We start from the raw sequence: 14,930 nt of genomic DNA, 5'->3' as shown, positions 1-14,930 counted from the left end.
CCCGGCCCCCGTGCGGGGGCCCGGCCGATCCGGGAGCGGGGGCGGGTCAGCCCTGCAGCAGTGCCTCGATCTCCAGGGTCAGGGTGATCTTGTCGCCGATGACGGCGCCGCCGTCGGGCAGCGGCATATCGATGTCGAGGCCGAAATCGCGGCGGCTGACGACCGTCTGTGCCTCGAACCCGGCTACCGGGCCGTTGCCCATGCCCGGATTGACGCCGAGGAATTCCACCTTCAGGGTCACCGGCTTGGTGACGCCGCGCAGCGAGAATTCCCCGTCGACCACGAAATCGTCGCCCTGCGGCCGGAAGCCGGTGGCGGTGAACGTGGCCAGCGGGAACTCCTCCGCGGAGAAGAAGTCGGCGGTGCGCAGGTGCGCGTCGCGCTGCGGGTTGTCGGTGGTCACCGAGTCCACCCGGATCTCGGCGTGCGCGGTGGCGGTGCCGTCCTCGGCGATCTCCAGGGCGCCGGAGAAATCGGTGAAGCGGCCGCGCACCTTGCTGACCATGAGGTGGCGTACGGCGAAGCCGACGGTGGAGTGCACCGGGTCGATGGCCCAGGTGCCCGCGGTGAGGCCGAGGTCGGCGAGAGACTTGGTCATGGGTTACTCCTTGGCGTGCTGGATGGATGGGTCAAGTGGGGATGACGTGGTCAGGCGGTCACCGCGCGGGCGGCGCGCAGCGCGGTGTGGGTCGGCGCGTCCGGGACGTGCGCGGGCTTCAGCGCCGCGAACTCGCGGCGCAGGACCGGCACGACCTCTTCACCGAGCAGGTCGAGCTGCTCCAGGACGGTCTTCAGCGGCAGTCCGGCGTGGTCCATGAGGAAGAGCTGGCGCTGGTAGTCGCCGAAGGACTCGCGGAAGCTCAGCGTCTTCTCGATCACCTGCTGCGGGCTGCCGACGGTGAGCGGCGTCTGCTCGGTGAAGTCCTCCAGGGAGGGGCCGTGGCCGTAGACCGGCGCGTTGTCGAAGTACGGCCGGAACTCGCGCACCGCGTCCTGCGAGTTGCGGCGCATGAACACCTGCCCGCCCAGCCCGACGATCGCCTGGTCGGCGGCGCCGTGGCCGTAGTGCTCGTAGCGCTCCCGGTACAGCGCGATCAGCCGCTGGAAGTGGCCGCGCGGCCAGAAGATGTTGTTGGCGAAGAAGCCGTCGCCGTAGTAGGCGGCCTGCTCGGCGATCTCCGGGCTGCGAATGGAGCCGTGCCAGACGAAGGGCGGCACGCCGTCCAGCGGCCGCGGGGTCGCGGTGAAGGACTGCAGCGGGGTGCGGAAGCGCCCCTCCCAGTCGACCACGTCCTCGCGCCAGAGCCGGTGCAGCAGCGCGTAGTTCTCGATGGCGAGCGGGATCCCGGTTCTGATGTCCTGCCCGAACCACGGGTACACCGGGCCGGTGTTGCCGCGGCCGAGCATGAGGTCGACCCGCCCGTCGGCCAGGTGCTGCAGCATCGCGAAGTCCTCCGCGATCTTCACCGGGTCGTTGGTGGTGATCAGCGTGGTCGCGGTGGAGAGCTGGATGCGCTCGGTGCGGCCCGCGATGTAGCCGAGCAGGGTGGTCGGCGAGGACGGGACGAAGGGCGGGTTGTGGTGCTCACCGGTCGCGAAGACGTCGAGCCCGACCTCCTCGGCCTTCTCGGCGATGGCGACCATCGCCTTGATCCGCTCGGCCTCGTTCGGCGTGCGGCCGGTGGTGGGGTCGGTGGTCACGTCGCCGACGGTGAAGATTCCGAACTGCACGAGACCCTCCTCGCATTGGTTGATGTGGCAACCAGTTGAACACGGGAAGGGTCGCGCGGTATTCCAGGGTGACCGGGCTCACAGCCAGACGAAGCAGAAGGTGTGCCCGACGGGGTCGCGGTAGACCCGGAAGCGCTCGGCGTCGTGCGGCTCGATCAGCACCGCGCCGAGCGCGAGCGCGCCGCGCTCCGCGGCCTCGATCTCCTCGACCAGCAGGTCGAGGTGCAGCTGCTGGGAGGCCTTCGGGTCGGGGAAGACCGGCGGGGTGTACTCAGGGGCGCGCTGGAAGGCGATCCGCTGCCCGCCCGGCTCGACCAGCACTTGCCAGCTCGGGTCGTCGTCGTCCTCGTCCAGGAGCTCGCCGCCGAGCAACTCGGCGTAGAACCGGGCCAGGGCTGCCGGTTCCGGACAATCCAGGACGACCGTGCGCAGCCTCGCCACCGGGCCATCGTGCATCGGGGGTTCCTCTCTCGCGGTCTTTCGCGGCCTCGATCCCGCCTACCCGGGGTCGCGCGCGGCGAAACGGAACGGCGGCAGCCGGATACCATCCGCGCATGGCAAAGCTGAAGGTCTCCGCCGATGTGCCGCTCACCCCGGAGCAGGCGTGGTCGCACGCCTCCGACCTGTCCGAGCTCGGCACCTGGCTCACCATGCACGAGGCGTGGCGCGGCGAGGTGCCCGAGCAGCTGACCGCCGGTACCACGCTGGTCGGGGTGGTTCAGGTGAAGGGGATGCGCAACCGGGTCACCTGGACCGTCACCGAGGCCGAGCCGCCGCGCACGCTGGCACTGCGGGGCGCGGGCAAGGGCGGCACCAAGGTGGGGCTGCGCATCAGCGTCACGCCGAAGGGCAGCGGCTCGGCGGTCGGGATCGATGTCGAGCTGGGCGGGGCGCCGCTCTTCGGGCCGATCGGCTCCGGGGTCGCCCGCGCGGTCAAGGGCGATTTCGAGCGCTCGCTCGCGACCTTCGCCGCCAGGTACTCCTGAACGACGCGGGGCCGGTCGCCGCCGCGACCGGCCCCAGCGCCACCACGTAGGTGTGCCCGAACGCCTCCGCCGCCTGCCCGACCCCTCCTGCACCGCGGCGGGCGGCAGCTCGGCCCAGAGCGCCGTCTCGCCGCGCACCTGCTGCAGGTACGAGGGGAGCAGCAGCCCGGCGCCGAAGAAGGCGACGGCGAAGAGCACCATGGTCAGCACCGCGAAGGTCAGCGCGCGGTTGCGGAACAGCCGCAGGTCGATCAGCGGGTGCTCGGCGCGCAGCGCGTGCCGCACGAAGAGCGCGAGCAGCGCGACCCCGGCCAGCGCCGGGACCAGCACCTTCGGCGTGAGCGCCGTCCCCTCCTCCGGGATCGTCGAGACGCCGTAGAGGAGCCGTAGAGGAACAGCGTGAGCCCGGGCGAGGCGAGCAGCATGCCGAGGAAGTCGAACGCCTCCGCGGGCTGCGGGTCGTCGGCGGGTAGCACCACGAAGGCCGCGATCAGCGCGGCCACGCCGAGGATCGCCATCAGCCGCCCGACCCGCTGCGGGCCCGCGGCATGCGTCATGATCGTCATCCCGAGCGGCATGAGCATGCCGACGCCGATGCCCTGGATCACCCGGAACGCGATGAGCGTCTCGATGTTCCAGGCCAGGCTGCACAGCGCCGAGCCGAGCACGAGAACACCAAACGGGAAACAGCGGGTTCCCAGGTTGTTAGCACCGCTAAGGTGAGCCGGGCACGCACCGCCGCAGAAAGGGCCGCCATGACCGAGGACTCCCGCCGCGCGCGGCTCAGCCGCCGGATCGCCGCGCTGTTCGAGGCCGAGCCGGAGCTGCGGGCGGCCGTGCCGCGCCCCGAGGTCGGCGCGGCGATCCGGGAGCCGGGCGTCCCGCTCGCGGTGCTGCTCGACACCCTGGTCACCGGGTACGCCGACCGCCCCGCGCTGGGTGCCCGCAACACTGCCGCGGTCACCGACCCGGCCACCGGCCGCACCATCCGCGAACTGCGCCCCGGCTTCGCGACGGTGAGCTACGCCGAGCTCGGCGCGCGGCTGCGCGCGGTGGCGGCGGAGTGGGCGCAGCACCCGGAGTTCCCGGTGCGGGCGGGCGACATGGTGGCGCTGCTCGGCTTCACCGGCGTCGACCAGACCGTGCTCGACCTGGCCTGCGTGCACCTGGGCGCGGTGGTGGTGCCGCTGCAGGCGGGCGCGGGCGCGGAGCGGCTGGCCGCGGTGCTCGCCGAGGTCGAGCCGAGGCTCCTCGCGGTGACCGTCGAGCAGCTGCCGACGGCGGTGGAGTGCCTGCGCCGCACCGGCCTGCGCGCCCGAGTGCTGGTCTTCGACCACGACGCCGACGACGATGACCACCGCGACGCGGTCGCCGCCGCCGCGTTCCCGGTGGACACCATGGCCGAGGTGCTGGCCCGCGGTGCGCAGCTGCCCGCGCCCGAGCCGTACCGGCCCGCGCCGGGGACGGACCCGCTGGCGCTGCTGGTCTACACCTCGGGCAGCACCGGGACGCCGAAGGGCGCCATGTACCCGCAGAGCCTGGTGCTGCCGATGTGGCGCGGGCTGCCCGAGGTCGCCGCCGTCACCCTGCACTACCTGCCGACCAGCCACGTGCTCGGCCGGATCGCGATCGCCTCCGCGCTGGCCCGCGGCGGCACCGCCCACTTCACCGGCCGCGCCGACCTCTCCACGCTGTTCGCGGACTTCGCCGCGGTGCGCCCCACCGAGCTGGTGCTGGTGCCGCGGATCTGCGAGCTGGTCTTCCAGCGTTTCCGCGGCGAGCTCGATTCCCGCTACCCCGATGCCGCCCCGAGCGCGGAGCAGCGGGCCGCGCTCCGGGACGAGCTGCGCACGGCGCTCTTCGGCGACCGGGCGCTCTCGGTCATCTCCGGCAGCGCGCCGATCGCGCCGGAGACCAAGGCATTCATCGAGGACTTCCTGGATCTGGAGCTGCACGACGGCTACGGCTCCACCGAGGCGGGCGGCGGGCTGGTGATCGACACCGTCGTGCGCAGGCCGCCGGTGCTCGAGTACAAGCTCGTCGACGTCCCCGAGCTCGGCTACTTCGGCACCGACCGCCCGCACCCGCGCGGCGAGCTGCTGGTCAAGACCACCACCATGATCCCCGGGTACTACCGCCGCCCGGAGCTCTCGGCGCAGATCTTCGACGCCGACGGTTTCTACCGCACCGGCGACATCGTCGCCGAGACCGCGCCGGACCGACTGGTGTACGTGGACCGCCGCAACAACGTGCTCAAGCTCTCCCAGGGCGAGTTCGTGACGGTGGCGAACCTGGAGGCCGTGTTCGGGGCGAGCCCGCTGGTGCGGCAGATCTTCGTCTACGGCCGCAGCGAGCGCGACCACCTGCTCGCCGTCGTCGTCCCCGCGGGCACCGCGGGCAAGTCCGAGATCCTGGCCGCGCTGCACGCCGTCGCCGCTGAGGCCGGGCTGGCCGCCTACGAGATCCCGCGCGACATCATCGTCGAGCCGGAGCCCTTCGGCACCGACAACGGCCTGCTCTCCGGCATCGGGAAACTGCTGCGCCCCAGGCTCGACGAGCGCTACGGCCCGCGGCTGGACGCGCTCTACGCCGAGCTCGCCCGCGAGGAGGCCGACCGGGTCTCGGCGCTGCGCCGGGAGGCGGCGCACCTGCCGGTGCTCGACGTGGTGACCCGCGCCGCTCGCGCCCTGCTCGGCGCCGCCGCGGGCGATCCCGGCCCGGAGACCCGCTTCGGCGAGCTGGGCGGCGATTCGCTCTCCGCGCTGGCCTTCGGCTCGCTGCTGCGCGAGATCTACGGCGTCGAGGTGCCGGTGAACGTGCTGCTCGACCCGGCGCACGGCCTCGGCGCCGTCGCCCGCTACCTGGAGCAGGCGCGCGCGGGCGGCACCGGCCGCCCCACCGCCGCCTCGGTGCACCCGGAGCCCGGCCTGGCCCGCGCCGCCGACCTGCGGCTGGAGCGCTTCCTCGACCCGGCGCTGCTCACCGCGGCGGCCGCGCTGCCGCGCCCGACGGGCGCCCCGGCGACCGTGCTGCTCACCGGCGCCAACGGCTACCTCGGCCGCTTCCTCTGCCTCGAGTGGCTGGAGCGCGCGGCCGCGGCGGGCGGCACCGTGATCTGCGTGATCCGCGCCGCCGACGCCGCCGCGGCCAGGGCCCGCCTGGACGCCGCCTTCGACACCGGCGACGCCGAGCTCACCCGCCGCTACCGGGAGCTCGCCGAGCGCGCGCTCGAGGTGCTGCCCGGCAATGTCGGCGAACCGCGGCTCGGGCTGGATTCGGCGACCTGGGATCGGCTGGCGCGCACCGTCGAGCACATCGTGCACTCGGCGGCGCTGGTCAACCACGTGCTGCCCTACCACGAGCTGTTCGGCCCGAACGTGCTCGGCACCGCCGAGGTGATCCGGCTGGCGCTGACCACCAGGATCAAGCCGGTCGCCTACCTCTCCACCGTCGGCGTCGCGCTGCAGGTGGACCCGGCGCGCTTCGACGAGGACGCCGACATCAGGCAGATCAGCGCCGAGCGGGTGCTGGACGACCGCTACGCGAGCGGCTACGGCACCAGCAAGTGGGCGGGCGAGGTGCTGCTGCGCGAGGCGCACGACCGCTGCGGGCTGCCCGCGACGGTGCTGCGCTCGGACATGATCCTGGCGCACAGCCGCTATGCCGGCCAGCTCAACGTCCCCGACCTCTTCACCCGCACCGTGCTCAGCCTGGCCACCACCGGGCTCGCCCCGGCGAGCTTCTACCGCGGCGAGCGCGGCCACTACGACGGCCTGCCCGCCGACTTCACCGCCGAGGCCGTCACCACGCTCGGCCTCCGCGCCGATGGCTTCCGCACCTTCCACGTGCTGAACCCGCACGACGACGGCATCTCGCTGGACACCGTGGTGGACTGGCTCGCCGCGGCCGGGGTGCCGATCACCCGCATTCCCGACTACGACGACTGGCTGCACCGGTTCGAGACCGCGCTGCGCGCGCTCCCCGAATCCCGGCGCAAGCACTCGGTGCTCCCGCTGCTGCACGCCTACGCCAGGCAGGCGCCGGGCGGGGTCGGGCTGCGCGCCGACCGGTTCCGGGCGGCGGTGCGGGAGGCGAAGATCGGGCCGGACCACGACATCCCGCACCTCACCGCGGAGCTGGTCCGCAAGTACCTCCGCGACCTGCGCGGCATCGGCCTGCTCTAGCGGGTCAGCACTCGCTCGGCGCGGCGACCCCGCGCAGCCTGCCGTCGATCCATGCCTCCAGCTCGGCGGCGCCGGTGACGTAGCCGATCAGGTGCTCGCCGGGCACCACCCGGAACACGCCGGGGACGCCGCGCGCGCACTGCTGCCGGAACACCCGCTGGGCGTCGCCGAGCGGGATCCACGGGTCGTGCGCGCCGTGGTAGAGGTACAGCGGGGCCGCCGCGGTGCGGTCGGTCAGGTCGAACTGCTCGAAGAGGCCGGCCGCGAAGGCACTGTCCAGCGGGGCGGGGGTGTCGGCGCCGACGTCGATCGGGAGGCTGACGATGCCGAGCGGGCCGGAGGACTCGCCGCAGATGTCGCGCAGCGGCGAGGTCGCCACCCACTGGGCGAACGAGTTGGTGTGCCGCAGGATCTGCGGGTGCTCGCGGGCGATGGCCAGCGTCACCGTGGTCAGGATGCCGGAGGAGATCTTGCCGTTGAACTGGTGCGCCACGTTCGCGTAGTCGGTGACGACGCCGCCCGCCGCCGCCCCGGCCAGCACGCCCGCCAGCTCCGGCGCGTACTCCGCCAGCTTCATGGCGGTGGCGTAGGCGGCGATGGCGCCGCCGGAGTAGCCGACCGCCACGTACCGGCTGTCGCCGAGCTCGGCGGGCAGGTGGCCGCGGGCCGCGCGGATGGAGTCGAGCATGACGTGCGCGGCGACGTTCGGCTCGGCGTAGGCCATGAGCGGGCCCTCGTGGTCGGGCAGCAGCACCGCGTGGCCCTTGCCGAGCGCCGTCCAGACCGCGGGCAGGAAGACCGGGAGGTCGACGTTCGGCTTGTCCAGGGGGCTGTGCGACAGCTGGTAGCCGGGGGTGCAGTGCGTGCCGAGCGAATTGATCGGCAGCGCGTTCACCTCGACCGGCCGGGAGCCGGGGCCGGTCCACGCCGCGGCCGGGACGATCAGCGTGGCGGTCCCGAACGACGGCGTGCCGGTGCCCGAGGTGGAGCGGAACTTGAGCAGCGTCGACCGCGCGATCGGCACCGTCATCCGCGCCGCGGTCGTCGGTGTCACGTCCCTGGCCTCGATGACCTCGCCGGGCGCGTACGCCGCGAGGTCGGCGGGCCAGTCGTCGAGGATGGGGTCGCCGCTCGGCGACGGCAGCACCGCCCGCCACAGCGCCTCCTCGTCGGCCGCGACGGCCGGGGCGGGCACGGTGTTGTCGATCCACGCCTGCAGCGGGGAGGGCGGGGCGGCGGGGACCGAGGGCTCGTCCGGGTAGGGCGGGGGTGCGGCGGAGGCGGGCGCGCCGAGCAGGGCGCACCCGACGAGCACGGCAACCACGACCGAAAGAGACGTTTTCACGGACCCTCACCCTCGACTCGGAATCGATGTCGGCCGAGAGTAGGGTGCCATCTCCCCTGGCTTCGAGCGGTTTCGCCACGCCGTTGGTAGATCACCATGAGTGCGGCCGCCGATGTGACATCTGCCAAAGGGCTCAGCCGAGCTGCACCCCGTACCCGGTGGCGAGCTCCGCAAGCCCCGTCGGATATCCCTGCCCGATCGCGCGCAGCCGCCACCGCTCGCCGCGCCGGTACACCACGGCGAGCAGCAGGGTGCGCTCCTCGGTGGCGGCGTCCAGGGTGGCCTGGGCGAAGCCGTCGATCTCGAGTTCGACGGCGCCGACGTCGCCGAAGGTGACGCCGGGCTGCTCCAAGGCGGCCGCGAGCACGATCCTGGTCCGGCCGGGGCGCAGGGCGTCCAGGTCGAGTTCGAGAGCCCGTTCGGCCGGGCCGTCGGTGGTCAGGGTGGCGCCGTCGGTCTCGGGCTAAGTGTAGAAAACGAAGTCGGCGTCATCGGCGACGGTCTCGGTGTCGTCGAGGAGGAAGGCGACGTCGGTGACCCGGGCGGGGAGGTTCGTGGCCGCCGAGCCGCCGCGGGCCGTCACCGCGGCGCGGATCCGGGTGGCTTCGGCGTGGGTGCCGCCGAGGACGAGGACGCGGCGTCCGGCAAGGGTTTCGGTGCCCACACCGCTACCGGTGGCGGTGTCCGCCTGCTTCCGGACGTCCCCGATCGCCTGACCCGGTGTTCCGAGAACGGCGCCATCGCCACCGGCCACGACGGTTCCCGCGCCCCGCGCAACCGACTCCCCCGCCCGCACTTCCTCCAGCAACCGCAGGAACTCCCCCTCCCGCAGCACCACCGTCCCCAACTCCCGCGCCCGCCGCGCCTTCGCGCTCCCCGACCCCGGCTCGTTGCAGACCAGCACGCTGGTCCGCCCGCTCACCGCGCCGGTGACGTCGAGCCCCGCCGCCTCCGCCCGCGCCACCAGCACCTCCCGTTCCAGCGCGGTATCCCCGGTGATCGCCACCTTCATCCCCTGCACCAGCGGCTCCCCCGCCCGCAGCCGTCCCGGATACCGGTACCCGCACACCGGTTTCGCCCCGACCCTGGTGCGCGGCCACCGCGCCGGTTCGTCCGCGCAGTCCAGCTCCGGCGCCGCGATCCCGAGCCGCGCCGCATCGCCCGCCAACCCGCGCAGCACCCCCGCCAGCACCCTGGTGTCGTCCAGCGCATCGTGCGCCCGGCGCTGTACCACCCCGTAGTGCGCCGCCAGTGTCGCCAGCGTGAAATCCGCGGTGGGCAGCGCGATCCGCCGGGCCAGCGCCAGCGTGCACATCCGCCTGCGCACCGGCATCCGCACCCCCGCACGCCGGAACTCCGCCGCCAGGAACCCGTGGTCGAACCGCGCGTTGTGCGCCACCAGCACCCGCCCGCTCAGCACCCCGGCCAGCTCCCCCGCCACCCGACCGAAATCCGGCGCACCGCGCAGGATCTCCCGCGTCAACCCGTGGATGTGCACCGGCCCCGGATCCCCACCCGGATCGACCAGCGTGTGGAACTCCCGCACCACCGCCCCCGCCGCGTCCAGCAGCAGCGCGGCCACCGACAGCACCCGGTGCTGCCCCGGCCGCAACCCCGTCGTCTCCACATCCACCAGCGCGTAAGACCCCAGCTCCACCGAAACACTGTGCACGACTGCCGAACCGCGCCCGCACCCGGCTCCGGCGTTCAGTCCTCGAACGGGTACCGATCGCCGAGCGCGCCCCGGTCGCGCAGGAAGAAGTTCGCCACGAGATCATCGGCGACCCGGACGATCGTGTCGTACCCCTCCACCGCCTCCACCCACTCCGCGGGCAGCGCGCCCAGCCCGTGCACGGCACCGAGCAGGTTGCCCGCCACCGACCCGGTGGAGTCGGAGTCACCGGAGTGGTTCACCGACAGCAGCAGCGCCCCACGGACATCCCCGGTCCGCGCCGCGTGCAGCGCGCAGTACACGGCGATGGCGAGACACTCCTCCGCCACCCACCCCGCCCCGACCTCTTCCACCCGCTCGGCACTCGCCGCCCCCGCATCGGCGCACTCGATCGCCCGCCGCAGCGCCTCCACGGTCTCCTGCGCCCCCACCTGCCCGGACAGTTGCGCGAGCGTATCGTCGAGCGCCTCTTCGAACCCCGCGCCACCGAGCACCCGGTCCAGCAGGGCGGCCATGGCACCCGCCGCGAAGCACCCGGTCGGATGCCCGTGCGTCAGCTGTGCACCGACCGCGGCGACAGCGAACGCCATCTCCGCCCCGAACCCGACGAGCCCGAACGGCGCCGACCGCATCACCGTCCCGCACCCCTTCGAATCGGTATTCACCGGCCCGGGTCTCCCCACCCGGTGCGGCGGCACCAACTCCCGCTGCTGCCGATCCAACCCGCTCAAACACGCATTCCCCGGTGCCCGAACCGCATACAGGAACCGCTGCTCCGCCAGCCAACTGTCGACCTCCGGCCCCGGCTCCGCCCGCCGCTGCGTCTCCAGCCAGCGCAGATAAGCACGCCGCAACGGCCGCGCGGGATCCGTCCCCGGCCGCCACCGCAGCAACCCCTCGGCCGTGAACAACGTCATCTGGGTATCGTCGGTGACCTCCTGCGGCCCCGCACCCGAGGTCAGGAAGCCGCTCGCCCCCGCCGCCCCGAGCCGCCCGCGGATCGTCCGCAGATCCCAGAATTCGATCGGCGCGCCGAGCGCATCGCCCGCCGCCCCGCCCAGCAGCGAGCCGCGCACGCGGTCTCGAAGGATCGCCAAGTCCGTCACGGTCGCATTGTCGCAGCCGCGTCGCCGGTGTCCGTTTGACAGCCCGGTGCGGCAATGAGAAGTTCTAAACCGAATCTTCTCAGAGACTCATTCACCGCGCCCCGAAGGACGAGTCCGTCATGGCCGCACCGCTTCCCGCTCCCGATCCCGCCCCGAGCTGCCGCTACGGCACCCCCGACGACTTCGCGATGCACCGGATCATGACCGGCGCCGCGGCCTTCCTCGGCGGCACCGCGAACGTCATCATGCAGCTGGCGCACCGGCCGGTGGCCTACGGCGTGCTGGAGAGCACCGTCGACTCGGGCAAACTGACGGTGCACCCGTTCAAGCGGCTCCGCACCACCCTCACCTACCTCGCGGTCGCCCTCATGGGAACCGAGGACGAACGCGCCGCCTACCGCGCGGCGGTGAACACCTCGCACCGCTCCATCCGCTCGACGCCGCAGAGCCCGGTCCGGTACAACGCCTTCGACCCCGAGCTGCAGCTGTGGGTGGCCGCCTGCCTGTACCAGGGCGTCGTCGACATCGAACGGCGCATGCACGGCGAGTGGGACGAGGCCACCGCCGACGTGTTCCACCTGTTCGCGGCGCGGCTCGGCACCTCGCTGCAGATGCGCCCCGAGCTCTGGCCCGCCGACCGCGCCGCGTTCGCCGCGTATTGGCGTTCCGGGCTGGCCGCCTGCTCGATCGACGACCGCACCCGCGCCTACCTCACCGGGCTGATCGACCTGACGATGCTGCCACGCCCACTCCGGCTCTTCGCCCCGCTCCAGCGCTTCGTGGTGACCGGGCTGCTGCCACCGGAACTGCGCGCCGAGATGCAGCTGCCGTGGTCGCCGCGCCGGGAGCGCCTGCTCGCGGTGCTGTTGCGCACGGTGGGTGCGGTGACGCGCGCGATGCCGAGCGCGGTGCGGCTGTTCCCAATGAACTACTTCCTCGCCGACTTCCGTCGCCGCAGGCGGCTCGGCAGGCCACTGGTCTGACTGTGTTTCCATCCGGTGAACACTGCGCCACAAAACGAAAGCCGTTGTGTTACAAGCTGTTTGATGCAACACCGCTGACTTGACAGCGCAGCGACAGCCAATACCTTTCAACCCGGAAGGTCCGGCGTCGGCGCACGGGCCGCGCTCGCTCCACACGCTCAGCAGGAATACGAGGTCATCATGGTGCAGAACCAGCTCGCCGCGCGGATGCCGAAGGCCCGGCTGTTCCGCGACATCTCGGCGCTCGAGGTGATCGGGAAGTCGCCGTTCTACCGCACGGTCGAGTCGGCGGTGGACGCACGCGTCACCATGGACGGCACCGAGAAGATCATGCTCGCCTCCAACAACTACCTCGGACTCGCCAATCACCCCGAGGTCAGGGCCGCAGCCAAGGCCGCGATCGACGAGTTCGGCGCCGCGAGCACCGGGAGCCGCGCGGCCAACGGCAGCCTGGCCATCCACCGCGAGCTGGAGGCCGAACTCGCCGACTGGCACGGCACCGAATCCGCGATCACCTTCCCGACCGGCTACCAGGCCAATGTCGGCACCATCAGCGCGGTGGCCGGCCCCGGCGACCTGGTGGTGATCGATGCCGCGGCGCACACCTCCATCCGGGACGGCGCCCGACTCTCCGGCGCCACGGTGGCGAAGTTCCCGCACAACGACGCGGCGGCGCTGCGGGCGGTGCTCGCCGGTGCCGATGACCCGTCCCGGGCGCTGGTCGTGGTCGACGGGCTGTACTCGATGGAGGGCGACCTGGCCCCGCTGCCCGCGCTGGTCGCGGTCTGCGCGGAGTTCGACGCCATGCTGATGGTCGACGAGGCGCACAGCGTCGGCATCCACGGCGACGACCGCACCGGCGCCTGCGCGCTGTTCGATCTCACCGAGCAGGTCGACATCCGCATGGGCACGCTGTCCAAGGGCATCGGTGCGATCGGCGGCTTCGTCGCCGGGCCGCGCAGCCTCGTCGACTACCTGCGCACGAACGCGCGCGCGTACCTGTTCACCACCTCCGGGGTGCCCGCCGCCGCGGCGGCGGCGCTGGCCGGGATCCGGATCATCCGCTCCGCCGAGGGCGAGCAGCGCGCCCGCTCGGTCCTGGCGAACAGCCTGCACCTGCGGGATGCGCTGCGGGAGCGGGAGATTCCGGTCGGCGGCGCCTCCGCCGGGCCGGGCGGCGGCAGCCTGGTCGGCCCGATCGTGCCCGCCCTGGTCGGCGACGAGATGCGCATCATCGCCATCTGGAACGAGCTCTACGACCGGGACGTCTACAGCGGCGTCGGCATCTTCCCCGGCGTCGCCTACGGTCAGACCCTGCTCCGGCTGCTCGTCACCGCCGACCACCGAACTGCCGATCTCGACCGCGCCGCCGACATCATCGCCGACGCCTTCGCGCGGCACCCCGAGCCGGCCGCGGTCTGACCGCCGTGACCGCGGCATCGACACCGCACCCCGCTCTCACGGTGCGCCCCGCCACCGCGCGCGACGTGCGCGACCTCGCGCGGGTACTCGGCCTCGCCTTCGCGGACGACCCGGTGATGGCGCACCTGCTCCCCGACGCCCGCACCAGGGCCCACCGGCTCGCCGCCGCCTACACCACCCTGGTCCGGCACCACTTCCTCGGGCACGGCGGGGTGGACGTGGCCGCCGACGCCACCGGACGCATGGTCGGCGCCGCCGTGTGGGCGCCGCCCGGTGCCTGGCACGCAGGCACGGCCACGCTGCTCCGGGAGCTCCCCGGGCTGACGGTCGCGTTCCGGGGCGGGCTGCCGCGGGCCATGCGGCTGGCGACGCTGCTCGAGGCCGAGCACCCGCCGGAGCCGCACTGGTACCTCGCGTTCGTCGGCACCCTGCCCGAGGTCCGCGGCCGCGGCGCGGGGCACGCCCTGATCCGCCCCCGGCTGGAACGCTGCGACGCGGACGGCGTGCCCGCCTACCTGGAATCGAGCAAGCCGCAGAACCTCCCCTACTACGAGCGCTTCGGCTTCGACGTCACCGGCGAGTTCGCCGTCCCCGGCGCCGGGCCGCCGCTGTGGCCCATGTGGCGCGCCCCGCGCTGACCATCCCGAACCGGACCCAGGAGGACGACATGCACATCGAAGGCGCCCGGGTACTGCTGACCGGGGCATCCGGCGGCCTCGGCCGGTCGATCGCCGCCGAACTCGCGCGGCGCGGCGCCGAACTCACGGTGACCGGCCGGGACGAACGAGCGCTCGACCACCTCGCGCACGAGTTCGGCGCCCGCGTCGTCCCCGCCGACCTGGCCGATCGGGACGCGGTCTCGGCGCTTCTCGACCGGGTGGGCCGCGTCGACATCCTGATCGCCAACGCCGCGCTGCCCGGCAGCGGCAGGCTCGTCGATCTCTCCGGCACCGACATCGACCGCGCGCTCGAGGTGAACCTGCGCGCCCCCATGATCCTGGCGCGCGAGCTGGTGGAGCCCATGCGCAAGCGCGGCAGCGGCCACCTGGTCGTGATGTCCTCGCTGGCCGGGAAGACCGCGACCCCCGGGCTCTCGGTCTACAACGCCACCAAGTTCGCGCTGCGCGGCTTCGCGCTCGCCCTGCACGAGGAGCTGCGCCCGGAGGGCGTCGGCGTCTCCGTCGTCTGTCCCGGGTTCGTCCGGGACGCGGGCATGTTCGCCGACGCGGGGGAGATCGCGCTGCCCCGCGGCATCCGCACCGTCGCCCCCGGCGAGGTCGCGGCCGCCGTCGTCCGGGCGATCACCCACGAGATCGCCGAACTCGATGTCGCGCCCGCGTCCCTGCGGTTCGGCGCCAAGCTGGGCGCGATCGCCCCCAAGACGGCGGCGGCGATCCAGCGCTGGACCGGCGCCGACCGCTCCGCCGCCGAACTCGCCGCCGGGCAGGTGAACAAACGCTGACCGCGGTGAATCAGGGCACGAACACCTCGGTGGCTGTCT

13 protein-coding genes and 1 pseudogene are annotated in these 14,930 nt (G+C 73.1%); 6 read left to right on the top strand and 8 right to left on the bottom strand.

The features are described from left to right. Positions 1-46 precede the first annotated feature (46 nt). The 3 genes from ACFUUZ_RS30255 to ACFUUZ_RS30245 form a co-directional block, all read right to left on the bottom strand. Complete coding sequence (locus ACFUUZ_RS30255; protein ID WP_378702201.1) at positions 47-598, bottom strand: YceI family protein; 552 nt, start codon at positions 596-598, stop codon at positions 47-49. A gap of 50 nt (positions 599-648) precedes the next feature. Beyond that, a complete protein-coding gene (locus tag ACFUUZ_RS30250) occupies positions 649-1,731 on the bottom strand; it encodes an LLM class flavin-dependent oxidoreductase (RefSeq protein ID WP_378702199.1) in 1,083 nt (360 codons plus the stop codon). A gap of 78 nt (positions 1,732-1,809) precedes the next feature. Further along, a complete protein-coding gene (locus ACFUUZ_RS30245; protein ID WP_378702197.1) occupies positions 1,810-2,187 on the bottom strand; it encodes a VOC family protein in 378 nt (125 codons plus the stop codon). Positions 2,188-2,285: 98 nt separating this feature from the next. Here ACFUUZ_RS30245 and ACFUUZ_RS30240 point away from each other — a divergent pair, with 98 nt between their 5' ends. Further along, positions 2,286-2,717: an SRPBCC family protein gene (locus ACFUUZ_RS30240; protein WP_378702195.1), complete on the top strand. Its 432-nt coding sequence runs from the start codon at positions 2,286-2,288 to the stop codon at positions 2,715-2,717. A 105-nt stretch (positions 2,718-2,822) separates the two neighbouring features. On the opposite strand, the pseudogene ACFUUZ_RS30235 reads toward ACFUUZ_RS30240, so the two are convergent. Beyond that, a pseudogene (locus ACFUUZ_RS30235) lies at positions 2,823-3,391 on the bottom strand (MFS transporter); the annotation flags it as partial. 81 nt (positions 3,392-3,472) lie between these two features. Between ACFUUZ_RS30235 and car the strand changes: the two are divergent. After that, positions 3,473-6,901, top strand: coding sequence for a carboxylic acid reductase (car, locus tag ACFUUZ_RS30230; RefSeq protein ID WP_378702193.1), 3,429 nt, complete (start codon positions 3,473-3,475; stop codon positions 6,899-6,901). A 4-nt stretch (positions 6,902-6,905) separates the two neighbouring features. Here the strand turns inward: car and ACFUUZ_RS30225 are convergent, their stop codons facing one another. The 4 genes from ACFUUZ_RS30225 to ACFUUZ_RS30210 all read right to left on the bottom strand — a co-directional run bounded on the left by ACFUUZ_RS30225 (position 6,906) and on the right by ACFUUZ_RS30210 (position 11,024). Then, entirely contained in the window at positions 6,906-8,246 is a 1,341-nt protein-coding gene (locus tag ACFUUZ_RS30225; protein WP_378702191.1) for a lipase family protein, read from the bottom strand. A 133-nt stretch (positions 8,247-8,379) separates the two neighbouring features. Beyond that, positions 8,380-8,688, bottom strand: a complete 309-nt coding sequence (locus ACFUUZ_RS30220) for a TerD family protein (protein ID WP_378702203.1) — start codon at positions 8,686-8,688, stop codon at positions 8,380-8,382. 21 nt (positions 8,689-8,709) lie between these two features. After that, positions 8,710-9,903: an exonuclease domain-containing protein gene (locus tag ACFUUZ_RS30215; RefSeq protein ID WP_378702189.1), complete on the bottom strand. Its 1,194-nt coding sequence runs from the start codon at positions 9,901-9,903 to the stop codon at positions 8,710-8,712. 50 nt (positions 9,904-9,953) lie between these two features. Then, the gene (locus ACFUUZ_RS30210) at positions 9,954-11,024 is read right to left on the bottom strand and encodes an ADP-ribosylglycohydrolase family protein (protein WP_378702187.1); all 1,071 of its coding nucleotides are present in this window, start codon (positions 11,022-11,024) and stop codon (positions 9,954-9,956) included. A 119-nt stretch (positions 11,025-11,143) separates the two neighbouring features. On the opposite strand from ACFUUZ_RS30210, the gene ACFUUZ_RS30205 reads away from it, so the two are divergent. The 4 genes from ACFUUZ_RS30205 (at position 11,144) to ACFUUZ_RS30190 (ending at position 14,891) form a co-directional block, all read left to right on the top strand. Further along, positions 11,144-12,007: an oxygenase MpaB family protein gene (locus ACFUUZ_RS30205; protein ID WP_378702185.1), complete on the top strand. Its 864-nt coding sequence runs from the start codon at positions 11,144-11,146 to the stop codon at positions 12,005-12,007. 180 nt (positions 12,008-12,187) lie between these two features. Further along, positions 12,188-13,429 carry an aminotransferase class I/II-fold pyridoxal phosphate-dependent enzyme gene (locus ACFUUZ_RS30200; RefSeq protein ID WP_378702183.1) on the top strand — a complete coding sequence of 414 codons (1,242 nt, stop codon included), beginning with the start codon at positions 12,188-12,190 and terminating at the stop codon, positions 13,427-13,429. Between the two features lie 5 nt (positions 13,430-13,434). Then, on the top strand, positions 13,435-14,067 hold the full coding sequence (locus tag ACFUUZ_RS30195) for a GNAT family N-acetyltransferase (protein WP_378702181.1): 633 nt from the start codon (positions 13,435-13,437) through the stop codon (positions 14,065-14,067). 29 nt (positions 14,068-14,096) lie between these two features. Further along, positions 14,097-14,891, top strand: a complete 795-nt coding sequence (locus ACFUUZ_RS30190; protein WP_378702179.1) for an SDR family NAD(P)-dependent oxidoreductase — start codon at positions 14,097-14,099, stop codon at positions 14,889-14,891. Positions 14,892-14,930: the final 39 nt, after the last annotated feature.

The sequence above is a fragment of the Nocardia sp. NPDC057353 genome, assembly GCF_042667085.1.
Lineage (GTDB): Bacteria > Actinomycetota > Actinomycetes > Mycobacteriales > Mycobacteriaceae > Nocardia.
The sequence above is the reverse complement of the archived record's forward strand: the minus strand, read 5'-3'. Positions and strand labels throughout refer to the sequence as shown.

Bases quoted from the DNA above. Each gene is read 5' to 3' on its own strand.
- ACFUUZ_RS30255 (WP_378702201.1), bottom strand. From the start codon at position 598: ATGACCAAGTCTCTCGCCGACCTCGGCCTCACCGCGGGCACCTGGGCC.
- ACFUUZ_RS30205 (WP_378702185.1), top strand. From the start codon at position 11,144: ATGGCCGCACCGCTTCCCGCTCCCGATCCCGCCCCGAGCTGCCGCTAC.
- car (WP_378702193.1), top strand. From the start codon at position 3,473: ATGACCGAGGACTCCCGCCGCGCGCGGCTCAGCCGCCGGATCGCCGCG.
- ACFUUZ_RS30190 (WP_378702179.1), top strand. From the start codon at position 14,097: ATGCACATCGAAGGCGCCCGGGTACTGCTGACCGGGGCATCCGGCGGC.
- ACFUUZ_RS30200 (WP_378702183.1), top strand. From the start codon at position 12,188: ATGGTGCAGAACCAGCTCGCCGCGCGGATGCCGAAGGCCCGGCTGTTC.
- ACFUUZ_RS30240 (WP_378702195.1), top strand. From the start codon at position 2,286: ATGGCAAAGCTGAAGGTCTCCGCCGATGTGCCGCTCACCCCGGAGCAG.
- ACFUUZ_RS30245 (WP_378702197.1), bottom strand. From the start codon at position 2,187: ATGCACGATGGCCCGGTGGCGAGGCTGCGCACGGTCGTCCTGGATTGT.